The organism is Alteromonas sp. R7 (genome assembly GCF_055755235.1).
In genome coordinates, this window is the sequence record NZ_JBVTQX010000001.1 from 163,367 (window position 1) to 178,482 (window position 15,116).

A 15,116-nucleotide genomic window follows, 5' to 3' on the forward strand; every position below is an offset into this window, starting at 1 on the left:
AATACGTCGCTATCTACGTTTAGGGAAAATGTCCATGTACTTTGCAATAATGCCGAGCATCATTTCGTCGCTACCGCCAGCGATGGATAATATTCGGGTATCGCGATATGCACGCGCAACAGGGTTGTCCCACATAAAACCCATACCGCCCCAATACTGAAGGCAGCCATCGGTAACCTGTCGCCACAGTCGGCCGCTTTTTAGTTTTGCTATTGACGCCAAGTAAGTGGCATCTTTTCCTTCAATATGGTCCTGACACGCCTGCCACGTTAGAGCGCGCAGAGCCTCAATTTCACTTTGCAGTTCAGCTAATTTGAAATGGACGGTTTGGTTGTTGATAACAGGCTGACCAAATGTGTGCCGGTCTTTTGCCCACTCGATGGTGTCGCTTATAATGCGTTCCATTCCTTTCAGCGCACTAGCTGCTGCATACATGCGTTCTTCTTGAAATTGCATCATTTGCATAGTGAAGCCTTTGTTTTCATCTCCAATTAAAAAGCGCTTTGGAACGCGCACATCATCGAAGAAAATTTGGCCAGTGTCGCTGGCGCGCATCCCCAGTTTGTTTAACGGCTTCGAAATAGTTATGCCTGGGGTGTTAAGGGGTACAACAATTAATGATTTATTAGCATGCACTTGCCCGTCGCTTGTGTTTGCTAGCAGGCAAACCCAGTCTGCTTGGGTGGCATTCGTGATCCACATTTTTGTGCCGTTAATAATGAAGTCGTCACCATCTGTACGGGCTGAGGTTTTCAACCCTGCAACATCTGATCCCGCCCCTGGTTCACTCACTCCAATACATGCCACCATGTCGCCGGCAATAGCGGGCGCTAAAAATTCACGTTTTAGTTCATCACTGCCAAATCGCGCCAGGGCTGGGGTGGCCATATCGGTTTGAACGCCGATAGCCATAGGAATAGAACCGCCATACGCTCGGCCTATTTCTTCAGCAAATACCAGGTTGTAACTGTAATCTAAGCCAGCGCCGCCGTAAGCCTCAGGCTTTTGAATACCTAAAAGGCCCAAATTCCCCATCTTTTTAAACAAGCTGTGAAGGGGAGCAATGCCTTCGTGCTCCCATTCGTCAATGAAAGGATCCATCTCTTGATTTACAAAATCGTGAACGGTTTTTCTAAGCGAATTGTGCTCTTCAGTAAATTGCATTTTTCTATCTCTACGAAATTGTGACTGACTTCATAGTAATTTTGTGAGAATAATGTTAACAGTGTGAGTTGGGACAATAGATTGGCCAATCGGGCCAAAGTGGCGAGATCAAAATAGCGAGCTTGAACAGGGAAAGACCATGCTTGAACACGTAACCTTATATGCCAGCGAAAACACCATGGGGCTTAGCATGGGCTTAACCCATGACGTGCTGAAATTTGCTTCAGACCTTCAGCACAAACTGCTTGGAAACGGAATAACGGTGAAGTTAGTGACAATAGACGGTAATCCAACGACAACGTTTAGTGGCCTAGCGATTACTCCAGACTGTGCACTGGCTGATATTGAGGAGACTGATTTGGTAATACTGCACAGTGTGTGGGGTGACATGGAACTATTACTGGCACAACAAGCCGCTCTATACCCAAAGCTACGGCAGTGGCATGGCAAAGGTATTCCAATAATGGCGGCAGCCACAGGCGCTTTTTTTCTCGCACAGGCAGGGCTGCTCAACGAGAGAATGGGCACTACTCACTGGCATAAGCAATCACACTTTGCGCGAGCTTTTCCCAAAGTAAACCTTAGGTCTGATAGATTCATTACTGCCACGGGCGAGCTGTATTGTTCTGCAGGGCTAAATGCTGCACTAGAAATAATTGTTTTTCTAATATCGCGTTTGTCGTGCAAAGCGGTGGGGGAGGCTATAGAGCAAGCGTTTCTGGTAGACTTTCGCCGTGGAGTAACGTCGGAAGCAACGTCGCTCAACCACCAAACCTATCACCAAGACGACGACATTTTAAATATTCAGCAGTGGTTAGAGATACACTTTGCAGAAAAAGTGACCATAGGTGAAATGGCGGCGCGCATAAATATGACTGAACGCACCTTTAAACGCAGGTTTAAAGAAGCTACGGGGGAAACTCCTCTTGGTTACATTCAACAGCTTAGAATAGAACAGGGGAAAGAGTTTCTGAAACACAGCGATAAGAGTGCAGAAGAAATTGCATGGGCAGTGGGGTATCAAGACCCAGGGCATTTTAATCGACTTTTTAAACGAACTTTTGGAATGAATGTTTCATGCTGGCGAGATACTTATCAGCAAACAACAAATAGGCGTTAACGTAGTTTTAGGGCGCTTGTTCAACAATTGGCGTTGAGCCGTTAATACCCCTATTAAACATGCTGCTGCGTGCTACAATAGGTGCAGAACAAACCACCTTAAAGCAGAGCCAAAACCTTGAGTATATTAGTTCGAAACTTACCAAAGACATTTACAAAAGAAAATCTTGAAGACTTGTTTTTCGAGTTTGGCACCATAGCGTCGTGCGACTTGGTGATGGATGAGGCTTCTGGCTTATCTAAGGGCTTTGGTTTCGTAGAAATGAGCACGCAAGAAGAAACCGATAAAGCCATTGAAAAACTTAACGCCAAAGTTATCGACGGTAAGAAAATTCGTGTTAAGTGGTCAAATCAAGAGAAGAAGCAGGCTGAAGCGATAGCTAGTGCGCCAGCGCCCAAAAGAGACATTCCCGAAGATGTATGGGGAAGTGCTTCTTGCAATAACTCTGATCGTGAAAACGACGCCGAGTAATACCGAGGGAATACAACTAACAAGCGCTGACAACAAAGGTTGTCAGCGCTAAACCTTCATTTAACCAGATACGGTTGCTGTTTGTACTTGAGTATTGCGAGCAGTCATAACAATGGCCAGCCACACCAGTACACCACCACCGGCAAGCGCTAGGCCTACCCAACCCGTTGATGTATAGCCATAACCTGCTGACAGTGTCATTCCTGCCAACCAAGGGCCAAGCGCATTAGCGGTGTTAAAAGCCGCATGGTTCATGGCGCCGGCTAAAGTCTGAGCCTCGCCAGCGACGTCCATAAGCCTTGTTTGCAGCGGCACCACCATGCCACCACCGATACCAATGAAAAACAGTGATGCTGCCATTAAGTATGGATTCCCCATCGACGCAGCGTAAGCTGCAGCTGATAGGCCTAGTAAAACCTGAAACGTAATCGCTGACGTCAGTAGCCTGCCTTCAGAATAGCGGCCTGCAATAATATTGCCCAAGGTTACGCCTATGCCATAGATAAGCAATGTGGCCGAGATTCCCCACTCAGGTGATGAGGTTGTATTGAGGTAAGAGGCGCTGAAATAAGAATAAACTGAGAACATACCACCAAAGCCAATCGCGCCCATAAGTAGTACCAGTAGCACATCTTTGTTTTTCAGAGCTTTAAGCTCGGTTAGTGGTTTGGCATCTGGATTAGGGCCGCGGTACGGTGCGGTTTTCCAAACCATTAATGCAGTAACTAGCGCAAAGGCTGAAATAATAAAGAAGCCAGTGCGCCATCCGAACATTTGCCCAATACCGCTAATTGACGGCACACCAATAATATTGGCAATAGCCAAGCCTAAAATGACGTTACTGACTGCTTGCGCCCGTTTATTCTTACCGGCAATGTCTGCAGCAAAGAGCATGGCAATGCCGAAGTAAGCGCCATGAGGTAGGCCAGCAATAAAGCGCGCTATGTTCATTGTCCATTCTGACCACGCTAGCGCTGTTAGTAAGTTTCCGCCAGCATAAAATACCATCATGGAAATAAGCATGGTGCGTCTTGCAAGCCTGGAAAAAAAGATAGTGATAAGCGGCGCGCCCACTACAACACCAATGGCATAAGCACTAATTGCGTGACCGGCGACATTTTCAGTAATGCCAAAATCTTCTGCAAAGTAAGGTAATAAACCCATTGCCGCAAATTCACTGCAACCAATCACAAAGGTTCCGAAAGCCAGCCAAAAGGTTATAGTGGCCAGTGAGTATTCACCCAACGCTGAGGGCTGCTCTGAAGATGCCTGCTTTGAAGAGGCTTGGTCAGAAAGAATCTTGTCAGTTTGATTCGTCATAAACGTCCTTTTGTTCAATGAGTTCAATCACGTACTTAGTGGCTGTTTTAGCGAGGGGCTGTTGAGCTTTGCTGTGCATTCTTACAATGTCTGTGTGTCATCAAAGATAAAAGACACTCAGCAGACTAGCGCTTTGATGAAACGCAAAAACCGGCTCAACGGAGTGTTTGCCGGTTCTCTTCGAATAGTCGCCCTTATCATCGATAATATTTAGCAATGATCAACAGCCCACAGGTTCGTGCTTTTCGTATTCGTTTAATGCAAGAGATCGTAGCATCGCTCAGATAGCAAGTAACGGTAACTGATAAGGTTTCTTAATCAATTCAGCGATTTAAATGTAGTGCTTTTGTTAATAAATCACGTCGGACCTTTTGCGTTAGAAAGTCGAATGGGCGTTTAAGAAAATCGAAGGTGACTGTTTTCTGTGCACAAATATTGGTTACCTTTTAGTTCATCACTTTGTCATCTTTTAACATTTGTCACGTATTCCAGTCGTGGCGTGAGCACAACGCCGTATCTATGCCTCCATTGAAAACAAACTTCTTGACTTTGAGGTGTTCTATATATAGAACGTTCTTTAAATGGAACAACATTAAATTGGTAAGGTGTGAATCAATCAACGCTCAACATCCTCGGAAGGCATTTGCAGAAACTCAGGCAAGACAAAGGTGTCTCGCTGTCGCAATTGGCAGCAGGGGCAGGTATCGCTAAATCTAACCTTTCAAGATTGGAGCAGGGCAACGGCAACCCGACGCTAGACACCATTTGGCGGTTAGCTAAACAACTAGACGTTCCGTTCGGTCAGCTAGTTCAGCCTCTTAGCGCAAGCGTTGGAGAAAAGGGCGTAGAAGTTCGTTTAATTGAGCAAGGACAAGGTATCCCGAACGTTGATGCTTATTGGATGTCGGTTGCACCCAATACTTTTCGAGAGGCAGAAGCTCACGCCACAGGAACAGAAGAAACGATTACCGTTGTTAGCGGCTCTCTGGAAGCTGGGAATAGTGGAAATACTCAATGGCTGCATCCGGGTCAAAGTTTAGCATTTAACGCTGATTTGCCCCACGTATACAAAACGGGAGACGAGTGGGCGACATGTCTTATCACAATCGTTTATCACAAAGAGGCAAAGGAATGAGCCAACTTTCATCAAAAAGTGGACTTAAGCAAGGGGTTATTGACGGGTTACCTTTGTTAGGTGGCTATATTCCGGTAGCCATTTCATTTGGCGTGATCGCAGTTCAAGCCGGTTTTTCTACGCTGGAAGCCACGCTAATTTCCATATTCATTTACGCAGGCGCGTCGCAGTTTCTTTTGGTAGCCATGGTGGCATCAGGTGCGCCACTTTGGCTAGCGGTTTGTATGACGTTATTAGTTAATGTACGTCATGTGGTTTATGCGCCCAACTTGGTGCCTTATTTACCGCAAAGTAAAGCTTGGCCCTATTTAATGCACGGCCTTACTGACCAGATTTTTGCGCTAGCCCATACTCGCTTGCCGCTAATGGACGATGCTAAAAAGGTAGATTGGTTTAAAGGTGTATCGATGGTGGCGTGGCTTAGTTGGATCGTAGGGACAGCGCTTGGCGGTATCGCAGGGGACTCCCTTACCCAACAATGGCCAATATTAGACAGCGTGATGCCCTTTGCCTTACCTGCACTTTTCCTTGTGCTACTCGCGCCTAAATTCTCAAGTAAATTATGGAGCGCTACCTTGTTCGTTACAATGACGGCGGCTCTCTTCTTGGCTCTCAGCGCCTTTAAAAACGCTGCAATTCCACTGGCAGCACTATGCGGTGCGATAACCTTTTATCTTCTCACCTCGCACGTTGAAAGGAAGCAATCTCATGCACGTTGATATTTGGATAGCTATTGTTGTAGCGGCCATCGGAACATATGCATTGCGCGTAGTACCGTTGCTGTGGACTCAGCGTCACTTTAATAAACACAAGGCCAATAACACTGAGGCGCGTTTACCTACGTGGCTAAGCGTGTTAGGGCCGTTAATGATTGCCGCTATGCTAGGAGCGTCACTTATTCCAAAAGCACCGTCAGCGGCGAGTTGGATTGCAACCGCAATAGGCACTGTTGTCACTGTGCTTGTTTGGCGCAAATTCAAAAGCTTAGGGCTGCCAGTGTTTTGCGGCGTGCTTTCTTTTGGTGTGGCTTTTGGTATCGCTTTGGTTTAGCGTTGGGCGTAGATGTTAAGTTGCTGGGCTAAGACTTATTCTTACCCAAGGCTTTCTCGCCCCAAATTTCTTCCAAGCGCTGGTCACGCCCACAGTTCCATCGGTAGAACTTATAGCGAACGGGACTTTTTTTATAAAAATCTTGATGGCCAATTTCGTCGCCTTTTATCGGATAAAAGGTAGAAGCATCGAGTATGGGCGTTACCACCTTTTTATTGGGAAATTGGGCTACCACGTCAGCTTTTGTTTTTTCTGCTATAGCACGTTCTTTATCGTTTGCTACAAAGATGGCGCTCAAGTAACTTGGTCCCTTATCACAAAACTGACCTCGGTCATCGAAAGGGTCAATGTTCACCCAAAAATGATCGAGAATATCATTATAAGAAAGCATTTCGCCGTCGTAGGTGATCTTTACCGCCTCAAAGTGTCCCTTGTGATTGCCATTATAAGTCGGATTTGGCGCGCTTCCGCCAGTGAACCCCGACACCACATCAGTAACCCCGTCTAGCTTTTCAAAATCAGACTCCATGCACCAAAAGCAGCCCCCAGCTAGAATGGCCTCGTCGGCACTTGTTGATGGCGTAAAAGCCGAAGCGCTCAACGCTGTGCTAATAAAAACTGCAGAAAGTGTTAATTTCATCATTCACCTTTTATGTGTTGGTTTAACGTTGTAGCGACCTTCGCGTTTAATTCGTCAGCCCCCAGCTTGCGAAGATATACGGTTAACAAATAAAGAACGGTTTAAGCTGAAATTAATTTCATCGCGGTGCAGCGAGTTAATTCCATTTTTGTTTTACAAGCGTACATTTTTTCTAAGCGCACATTGCGAAGCTTGAGGCTTTGCGCGAAAGCATAGGTACTGAAAAAGACTAAAAGGATGTAAGTAAAATTTTCATCTCACTCTGTAGTCTTCTTTCAAAAAGGGAACTGTCTCTGATTCCACCATTTACAAGATGAGGCTGTAAAGCCGCTATGACAAGGGATAGAGCGATTTCTTATGATCGGCAGAGCACTTGCATCTTATCCAACTACATGAAAATCAGTTTAGTTAAAATGAAAGGAAAGATGATATGTCGATAGTCAAATCAGGTAGTGCAGTTTACAAACCGCTAGGTAAAAAGGGAAAGGGGAGCATTTCTACACAAACCGGTGCTTTATCGAACCAGCCTTATGGTTTTAACACGCGGTTTGAAGATGGAAAGGGAACCAACCCCGAGGAATTAATTGGTGCGGCGCATGCGAGTTGCTTCACCATGGCACTTTCTTTTGCGCTTTCAGATGCGGGATACAATGACGGCGAGTTAAATACCACTGCAAAAATCAGTTTAGAGAAAAACGATGACGGCTTTGAAATAACTCAATCGGCACTAAGCTTAGATGCTGAGGTTGAAGGGATTACCGAAGATGAGTTTGAGAAAATTGCACAGGAAGCAAAAGAAAATTGCCCTGTATCTCAACTTCTTAATGCCAACATCACATTGGAATATCGATTGAATATTGAATAAGAGATAAAGGCTATTACTACCCTTATCGAAAGATAGGACTCGCTTTGTTAGACACTCGCTTTGTTAGACAAGACCAGGCAAGTTGTTTTTATCAAGTGAAGTATAAAAAAGCGGCTTTAGAAGCCGCTTTTTTGTATAAAATGTTGATTGCATAACATGAGGTGGCGTTAGTTTATTTCCCAATTACGCCACATGCTACGCGGTCACCACCGCCACCTAACTTTTTAGGTGAATCAGAGTAATTGTCGCCACCTGCGTGAATCATTAAGGCGCGGCCTTCAATATCATCTAACTCAAGCTCTGGTGCAAAGATAGGCTGGGTTGCGTTTCCATTTTCATCAACATAAAGCACGGGTAGATCGCCCTCGTGACCCTTTTCAGACCAAGGAGCACGGTGTTTACCGGTATCTTCTGGATCGAAATGGCCGCCCGCTGCGCCGCCTAACACTTTTTGCCCATCTTTCATTGAGGGTGAACAGTCACCATTTTGATGAACATGAAAACCATGAATGCCCGGGGTTAACCCTGACAGGTTTGGCGTAAATACTACACCGTCATCATCATAACTGCTCACCACTACTGAGCCCATGCTCATCCCTGTTTCCAGGTTATTCATTATCACTTCTTTTCCATCACTATCATGATGACCTGCGAAACTGCTCGCACTTAACATTAATGTCAGTGAACCTGCTAAGGTAGATAGTAAACGTTTCTTCATCGTGTTCTCCTTCACTCAATTATTAACGAATTTGTTAAAAGCATTGAAGTGAGATGAGCATAAAGTGAACCATTGTGGCGCATAACTCAGGGATACTACGCAAGACTAGGAATACTAGGGCGTTGAAGCGACAACCGAGTTGTGTGTTAGCGCATAGCTACTGGCATTTACGGAAATCATTATATTGGTTACGTGAAAAAGTTACCGACCATTACCTTATCTTTTTGGCTTTTCCTTATTATTTTCACTCTTTTTGAAGGTAGCCTCTTTATATAGTCTTTGGATATGGAGCCTCTCCATAAGTAGGCGGTACTGTCATACAGAAGTTACAGTGTTAAAACTCAGTAACAATATGGCAGTAGCACTTTTTTCCTATTCGACTTACAGTTAGCTCACATTACATAAGCAAGGGCATAGGTATGTATACACTTTACGGATATCCGAAAACTCGCTCGGTTCGCGTGGCATGGGCACTGGAAGAGCTAGGTTTACCTTTTGAGTACAGCTTAGTTGACTTAAAACAAGGGCAACACCTGTCAGAAGAATATAAAGCCATCAGTCCTGCCTCTAAAATCCCAGCGCTTTCGACGCCGGAAGGTACCTTGACGGAATCGGCGGCTATCGTCACTTTTTTAGCTGAACGTCACGGCATGCATGAATTCATTCCTGAGCCTGGTAGCTTCGAGCGAGCCAAATATGAAGAAATGATGTTGTTTCTTACCAATGAGTTAGAGCAACCGATTTGGAATTTGGCAAAGCACACCTTTGCATTGCCCAAAGAGCAAAGACTTGAACAAATGCGTGATGTAGCGGTGTGGGAGTTCAAGCGCGTGTTGCCTGTATTTTCTTCTATGCTGGGCGATAAAGAATTTGTATGCGGCACCATGTTTACCATGGCTGACATAATAGCAGGTCATATTTTGGCGTGGGCAAAAGGCAGCAAGCTAGATATCACGCTAGACGGTAAAACAGACAATGTAGCCGCGTACGCGCAACGCGTGTTAGGCCGTGAGGCGTATGAAAGGGCGTGGCGAAAAGAGATGGATCATTTGCCTGAATAAACAGTGCATCCTGAAAAACCTTAAATGAATAGATACCGTGTGAAGATGTGGCTAATTAAGTAAACGTTGAATTGCATTGTACAGCCGGTATGCCTGATATCTGGCGTCAGGTACGCATTATTAGGTTTAAATGCGCTTGTCACGCGGTATATAGAATCAAGAAAACACATAACGACAGCGCTTTTTTTTGCGAAATATACGCAAAAACAGCGAAGAAATAACAAGGGAACAAAAAATGAAAGCATTCAAAACACTACTTGTAAGTAGTGCAGTAACCATGGCACTGGGCCTTAGCTCAGCAGTGGCACATGAACACGGCAACGCAAATGTGCAGAGTTCATCAAAAAGTACTTCAGTGTCAAAAGAAGCGTCTGAGCACGAAAAACTTTTTGCGTTATTTGCAGCCGCTGACCAGCGTGATATTGAGCTAAACCCAATCATGGCCATTTTTCGCGGCGACATGCGTTACGCAGACAGAATGGGCGACTTCTTAACAGACTCTCACGCTTTAGCGGGAAAGACAGCGACATTGCTGAATTTGTCAGAGCTTAAACAAATTGACCGCAGTAAGTTAAGCGACACCGATAAACTCGCCTACGACGTATTTAAATACAACGAAGAGCGCTCGCTAAAAATGTCTACCGACGAGATTGAAGCGCTAACGGAAGTGCGTCCTGTTAATCACTTCAGTGGGTTCCACACCTTCTACCCGACCTTCGCGAGCGGAAAGGGCGCAGCGCCATTTAAAACAGTAGAAGATTACGAAAATAACTTATCTCGCCATAAGGATTACATTGCTATTTCTGACCGCGCTATCGGAAAGTTCCGCGAGGGCATGGAAAGCGGTGTTCTTGAAACTAAGCTGACAATCGATCGCGTGATCAAGCAGTTCGATACTCAGCTGGCTATCCCAATTAAAGAGTCACAGTTTTGGGGGCCAATTACTATGTTCCCAGAAAGTTTCTCTGACGAAGAAAAAGCCCGTTTAACCGCTGACTACGAGAAAGCGACGCAAGAGATTTACGATGCAACCACGCGTATGCGCGACTTCCTTCGCGATGAGTATTTGCCTATTGCACGTGAAAGCATTGGCCTTAGCGATATGAAAGGTGGTGCAAAGCTTTATCAATTGATGGTGGAAGGTTCAACGACACTACCAATGACGCCTGATGAACTGCATAACCTTGGTTTAAAAGAAGTTAAGCGTATCAAAAATGACATGCTTGAAATTAAGGACGAAGTGAAGTTTGAAGGGACATTAAACGAATTCTTCGACTATGTACGTACCGATCCTAAGTTCAAGCCTGAAAGCCGTGAAGCGCTAACACAGAGCTATTACGATATTGGCCGTGAAGTTGATGAGAAAATTGATCAGTATTTTTCACTGTTGCCGAAGTCTGAGCTAGAAATCAAACCCTACGACCCTGCTATCGAGCAATTCAGTGCGGGTGGATCATATCAGCCGGGCACGCCAGACGGCTCTCGTCCAGGTACTTTCTACTTTAATGCCTACGATTTGCCTAGCCGCTTAACCACCGGCAACGTTACCTTGTATCTACACGAAGGCGCTCCAGGTCACCATTTCCAAGTGAGTCTAGCGCAAGAAAATGAAGCGCTACCTTCATTCATGCGCTTTAGCTTCCTACCAGCCTTCGGTGAAGGTTGGGCGCTGTATTCTGAAACGCTAGGGTATGAAATGGGGTTCTTTGACGATCCATGGAATCGTTATGGAACGCTTCAAGATGAGCAGTTGCGCGCCATGCGTTTGGTGGTAGACACAGGTATTCACGCGAAAGGTTGGACCCGCGAACAAGCCATCGACTTTATGCTTGATAACTCAGGCATGACCCGCACAGAAGTTGTTGCCGAGGTAGAGCGTTATATTGCGATCCCGTCGCAAGCGCTATCTTACAAAGTGGGCGCGCTTAAAATTCAAGAATTGCGCGCGCGCGCGGAGAAGGCATTAGGTGATGATTTCGATATCCGTGAGTTCCACGCACAAGTGTTAAACACGGGCGGCATTCCACTTGCTATTCTTGAGCAGAAAATTGATCGCTGGATCGCTAGTCAAAAAAGTTAAGGAATAATATTTTTATTTAAACTTTTTACAGCGCAATCAGCGTTAGGTTAAGAACAGTAAAAAGCCGATATTTGACGTAAAGCCAGTAATATTCTGTATTACTGGCTTTTTTCTTTTTGCGACTAATGGCAGTGATATTGTTCAAAAGCTTCACTAGAGTATTAATTGGTATAAGTGAACAATGGTTACGAAATTTAAGGGAGAATAAAGTGGAGTTAGGGCTATTTTCGTTAAGTTTAACGGTTAAAGACATCAACAAGTCGAAGACGTTTTATGAGGCCTTGGGCTTTGAAGCCATGCCTTCATGCGGCTCGGTGGAAGATAAATGGTTAATGATGAAAAATGGCACCACCATGATTGGGTTATTCGAAGGGATGTTTGAAGATAACATTATGACCTTCAACCCAAGTGATGTTAGGGCACTTCAGGCAAATCTAGTTGAACAAGGCATCGCTTTAGACGTGCCTGTGAAAGGCGATAGCGGCCCCGGGCATCTAATTGTTAAAGACCCGGACGGCAACGCTATCATGTTCGATCAGTTTTAAATTCGCGCTGCCAGTTCAGCGCCTTGACGGATAGCGCGTTTAGCATCAAGTTCAGCCGCTACGTCAGCACCGCCGATAATGTGCACGGTAAATCCTGCCTCTTCTAGAGGTTGTTGCAGAGGCTTAAACGGCTCCTGACCAGCACATACAATGACGTTATCGACCGGCAGTATTTTAGGCGTGTCGTTAATCAGCACGTGTAGACCTTCATCGTCCACTTTCTCGTAGCTCACGCCATTCATCATTTGAACATTGTGGTGTTTCAACGATTGCCTATGGATCCAGCCCGTAGTTTTGCCCAGCCCTTTACCTACTTTAGACGTTTTACGTTGTAGCAGATACACTTCCCGCTCAGAAGGCTCTATGGCTTTTTCTTTTAGTGCGCCAGGAGCAGAATAATCTTTATCTATACCCCAGTGCGCTAGCCACTTTTCTTTATCTTTGGCTAGATTTTCGTGTTCTACCAGGAATTCCGCTACATCAAAACCAATGCCGCCAGCGCCAACAATAGCCACTTTCTTGCCTACTGGCTTGTGGTCGCGCAATACGTCTAAATAACTCATCACTTTAGGGTGGTCGTGCCCTTCAATTGTAAGCGTACGAGGATTAATACCGGTGGCTAGCACCACTTCATCAAACTTCTCATCGGCAAGTCTTTCTGCGTTAATCTCGGTGTTAAGGTGAACCGTAACGCCCAGGCGAGCTAGCTGATTGTCAAAGTAGCGTAGGGTTTCGTAAAACTCTTCTTTACCCGGCACTTGCTTGGCGTAATTAAATTGACCGCCAATTTCACTGGCTTTATCAAATAGATGTACCTCGTGACCGCGCTCTGCGGCATACATGGAAAACGCCAAACCCGCAGGCCCTGCACCTACTACCGCTAGTTTTTTCTTATTGTGAGTAGGGGGAAAGGTAAGTTCGGTCTCGTAGCACGCTTGTGGGTTTACCAAGCAACTTGCACGCTTTTGTTCGAATGCATGGTCTAGGCAAGCCTGGTTACAGGCAATACACGTGTTGATTAGCTTAGACTCATTGCGCATAGCCTTCGCTACAAAGTGAGCGTCAGCCAAGAAAGGTCGCGCCATCGATACCATATCAGCATGGCCTTGTGCGAGTACCGATTCTGCAACTTCAGGCGTATTGATACGGTTAGTGGTAATAAGAGGGATAGACACCTCTTTTTTCATGCGTTCGGTTATCCAGGTAAACGCCGCGCGAGGTACGGATGTGGAAATAGTAGGTACCCGCGCTTCGTGCCATCCAATGCCGGTATTAATTAGCGTAGCGCCTGCTTTTTCGATTTCTTTGGCTAAATATACAACCTCGTCCCACTTAGCGCCGCCTTCGACTAAGTCCAGCATAGACAGGCGATAAATAATAATGAAGTTAGTGCCCACTTTCTCGCGTACACCTTTTACTATTTCTATTGCCAGACGAGCCCGATTTTCTAGGCTGCCACCCCATTCATCATTTCTATGATTGGTGCGCTCACAGAAAAACTGATTTATGAGGTAGCCTTCAGAACCCATAATTTCCACGCCGTCATAGCCTGCTTGCTGGGCAAGGGCTGCACATTTTACGTAGTCTTTTATTGTGCTTCTTACGCCACGTGAGGACAATTCGCGAGGCTTAAAAGGGGTAATAGGCGACTTCATAGGTGAAGCCGAAACAGCAAGTGGGTGATAACCGTAACGGCCTGAATGCAATATTTGCATGCAAATTTTGCCGTCTTCCTTATGCACAGCGTCGGTAATAACACGGTGCTTTTTCGCGTGGCGAGAGCGGGTCATTCTGCCAGCAAAGGGCGCTACCCAACCTAAAATATTAGGGCTAATACCACCTGTTACGATTAGCCCCACACCACCTTTTGCTCGCTCAGCGTAAAACGCAGCAAGTTTGTCAAATCCGCCTTTCTCTTCTTCCAAACCTAAATGCATTGAACCCATTAGGGTACGGTTGCGAAGTTGAGTAAATCCCAAATCCAACGGAGATAATAAGTTAGGGAAGTAAGGTGAGAGTTGTTCTGAATTGTGGGCAGACTGTGGTGTAGCTGTCTGAGACGAGGGCGTATTCATAATTGTTCTCTTTTTATTTGCTATGAAGGCAGTTAGTGCATGTCGCTCTTTGCTGCGGCGCAGTGCTCATCTGTCTTTCATGACTTAAGTGCTAATGGTTACACATAATCCGACCACACTAACTTGCCCGACCAGTTGCTTTGATTATTTACCACCACATTCAATTGGTAAAGTGCAGTTACCCTATTTTTAACATAATAAAAAAGCGAGATACCGGGCTAACGGATATCTCGCTTCGTTAATCAGTGCTTTTCATCACAAGCATGAGTGCGTTACAGGTGAGCGCTTACTTATGATGTTGGCATTATTAAAGCAGTGCTCGCCTTATAAATTACTCGTCAACGTACATTTTTTGCTGAAACTTCAGCGTTTGTTTGCTGCTACCTTTTTGAACGTCAATCTCAAACCTAAAGGTTTCCTGATCGCGAAATGGCAGCACGGCAAGGTAATAGATAGCATCACCTTCTTCCACCTTTTTGAAAGTCAGCTTACGCGAGTTGCCCAACAGATTCTTAGCCGTACCTGTGACATCTGCCCGTTGCGCTTCACCGGAGACTTTGTCTAACACCGAAATGTTAACCAGCGCATTAAACTTACTTCTCACAATGCCGTAGCTAGCCGCCACTTCAGGTGTGAGAAATGGCGTACTCACCACCATATAGTGAACATCCCATTCACCAAGCGTTTGCTTCTGCTCGGCAAATGCGGAAAAGCTTAAGCATGACATAGCCATCACAAGAAGTGCTACGTAAGCTTTTTTGATATGTTTTATTCTACCCATGATAGAAACTACCTCTGCCTTCATCTTGTTTTTAATTCTTACCCATTACAGCTTGTTTTGCTCTATGAACCAAACTGCAAGACCAATACTT

The 15,116-nt window shown here is 45.4% G+C and carries 15 protein-coding genes; 9 read left to right on the forward strand and 6 right to left on the reverse strand.

The features are described 5' to 3' along the window. Positions 1-9: 9 nt before the first annotated feature. On the reverse strand, positions 10-1,164 hold the full coding sequence (locus tag AC0J2X_RS00720; RefSeq protein ID WP_069944795.1) for an acyl-CoA dehydrogenase family protein: 1,155 nt from the start codon (positions 1,162-1,164) through the stop codon (positions 10-12). Between the two features lie 139 nt (positions 1,165-1,303). On the opposite strand from AC0J2X_RS00720, the gene AC0J2X_RS00725 reads away from it, so the two are divergent. Together AC0J2X_RS00725 and AC0J2X_RS00730 are read left to right on the forward strand one after the other, a co-directional pair. Further along, positions 1,304-2,284 carry a GlxA family transcriptional regulator gene (locus AC0J2X_RS00725; protein ID WP_069944794.1) on the forward strand — a complete coding sequence of 327 codons (981 nt, stop codon included), beginning with the start codon at positions 1,304-1,306 and terminating at the stop codon, positions 2,282-2,284. 117 nt (positions 2,285-2,401) lie between these two features. Next, positions 2,402-2,755, forward strand: coding sequence for an RNA recognition motif domain-containing protein (locus tag AC0J2X_RS00730; protein ID WP_472995677.1), 354 nt, complete (start codon positions 2,402-2,404; stop codon positions 2,753-2,755). 60 nt (positions 2,756-2,815) lie between these two features. Here AC0J2X_RS00730 and AC0J2X_RS00735 read toward each other — a convergent pair whose 3' ends face one another. Continuing rightward, positions 2,816-4,075 carry an MFS transporter gene (locus tag AC0J2X_RS00735; RefSeq protein WP_061095740.1) on the reverse strand — a complete coding sequence of 420 codons (1,260 nt, stop codon included), beginning with the start codon at positions 4,073-4,075 and terminating at the stop codon, positions 2,816-2,818. Between the two features lie 643 nt (positions 4,076-4,718). Between AC0J2X_RS00735 and AC0J2X_RS00740 the strand changes: the two genes are divergently transcribed. The 3 genes from AC0J2X_RS00740 to AC0J2X_RS00750 are packed head-to-tail and all read left to right on the forward strand — an operon-like array spanning position 4,719 to position 6,260. Continuing rightward, positions 4,719-5,210, forward strand: coding sequence for a helix-turn-helix domain-containing protein (locus tag AC0J2X_RS00740; RefSeq protein WP_080589203.1), 492 nt, complete (start codon positions 4,719-4,721; stop codon positions 5,208-5,210). Beyond that, positions 5,207-5,929, forward strand: a complete 723-nt coding sequence (locus AC0J2X_RS00745) for an AzlC family ABC transporter permease (RefSeq protein ID WP_239239572.1) — start codon at positions 5,207-5,209, stop codon at positions 5,927-5,929. The genes AC0J2X_RS00740 and AC0J2X_RS00745 overlap by 4 nt, the downstream gene beginning before the upstream one ends. Beyond that, entirely contained in the window at positions 5,919-6,260 is a 342-nt protein-coding gene (locus AC0J2X_RS00750) for an AzlD domain-containing protein (protein WP_014950476.1), read from the forward strand. Before AC0J2X_RS00745 ends, AC0J2X_RS00750 begins: the two co-directional genes overlap by 11 nt. Positions 6,261-6,288: 28 nt before the next feature. Here AC0J2X_RS00750 and msrA read toward each other — a convergent pair whose 3' ends face one another. After that, positions 6,289-6,900 (reverse strand): peptide-methionine (S)-S-oxide reductase MsrA, encoded by a 612-nt coding sequence (msrA, locus tag AC0J2X_RS00755; protein ID WP_156079135.1) that lies wholly within the window; start codon positions 6,898-6,900, stop codon positions 6,289-6,291. Between the two features lie 430 nt (positions 6,901-7,330). Here msrA and AC0J2X_RS00760 point away from each other — a divergent pair, with 430 nt between their 5' ends. After that, the gene (locus AC0J2X_RS00760; protein ID WP_061486425.1) at positions 7,331-7,765 is read left to right on the forward strand and encodes an OsmC family protein; all 435 of its coding nucleotides are present in this window, start codon (positions 7,331-7,333) and stop codon (positions 7,763-7,765) included. A 172-nt stretch (positions 7,766-7,937) separates the two neighbouring features. Here the strand turns inward: AC0J2X_RS00760 and sodC are convergent, their stop codons facing one another. Beyond that, a complete protein-coding gene (gene sodC, locus AC0J2X_RS00765; RefSeq protein ID WP_049586032.1) occupies positions 7,938-8,483 on the reverse strand; it encodes a superoxide dismutase family protein in 546 nt (181 codons plus the stop codon). A gap of 419 nt (positions 8,484-8,902) precedes the next feature. On the opposite strand from sodC, the gene AC0J2X_RS00770 reads away from it, so the two are divergent. From AC0J2X_RS00770 to AC0J2X_RS00780, 3 genes are all read left to right on the forward strand, one after another. Further along, positions 8,903-9,544, forward strand: coding sequence for a glutathione S-transferase family protein (locus AC0J2X_RS00770; protein WP_061486424.1), 642 nt, complete (start codon positions 8,903-8,905; stop codon positions 9,542-9,544). 235 nt (positions 9,545-9,779) lie between these two features. Then, positions 9,780-11,624 carry a DUF885 domain-containing protein gene (locus AC0J2X_RS00775; RefSeq protein ID WP_131138298.1) on the forward strand — a complete coding sequence of 615 codons (1,845 nt, stop codon included), beginning with the start codon at positions 9,780-9,782 and terminating at the stop codon, positions 11,622-11,624. 209 nt (positions 11,625-11,833) lie between these two features. Then, positions 11,834-12,169: a VOC family protein gene (locus tag AC0J2X_RS00780; protein ID WP_156078757.1), complete on the forward strand. Its 336-nt coding sequence runs from the start codon at positions 11,834-11,836 to the stop codon at positions 12,167-12,169. On the opposite strand, the gene AC0J2X_RS00785 is transcribed toward AC0J2X_RS00780, so the two are convergent. Together AC0J2X_RS00785 and AC0J2X_RS00790 are read right to left on the reverse strand one after the other, a co-directional pair. After that, complete coding sequence (locus tag AC0J2X_RS00785) at positions 12,166-14,244, reverse strand: NADPH-dependent 2,4-dienoyl-CoA reductase (protein ID WP_156078756.1); 2,079 nt, start codon at positions 14,242-14,244, stop codon at positions 12,166-12,168. The two genes, AC0J2X_RS00780 and AC0J2X_RS00785, sit on opposite strands and share 4 nt — an antisense overlap. Positions 14,245-14,575: 331 nt before the next feature. Beyond that, the gene (locus AC0J2X_RS00790; RefSeq protein ID WP_472995678.1) at positions 14,576-15,049 is read right to left on the reverse strand and encodes a DUF4426 domain-containing protein; all 474 of its coding nucleotides are present in this window, start codon (positions 15,047-15,049) and stop codon (positions 14,576-14,578) included. Positions 15,050-15,116: the final 67 nt, after the last annotated feature.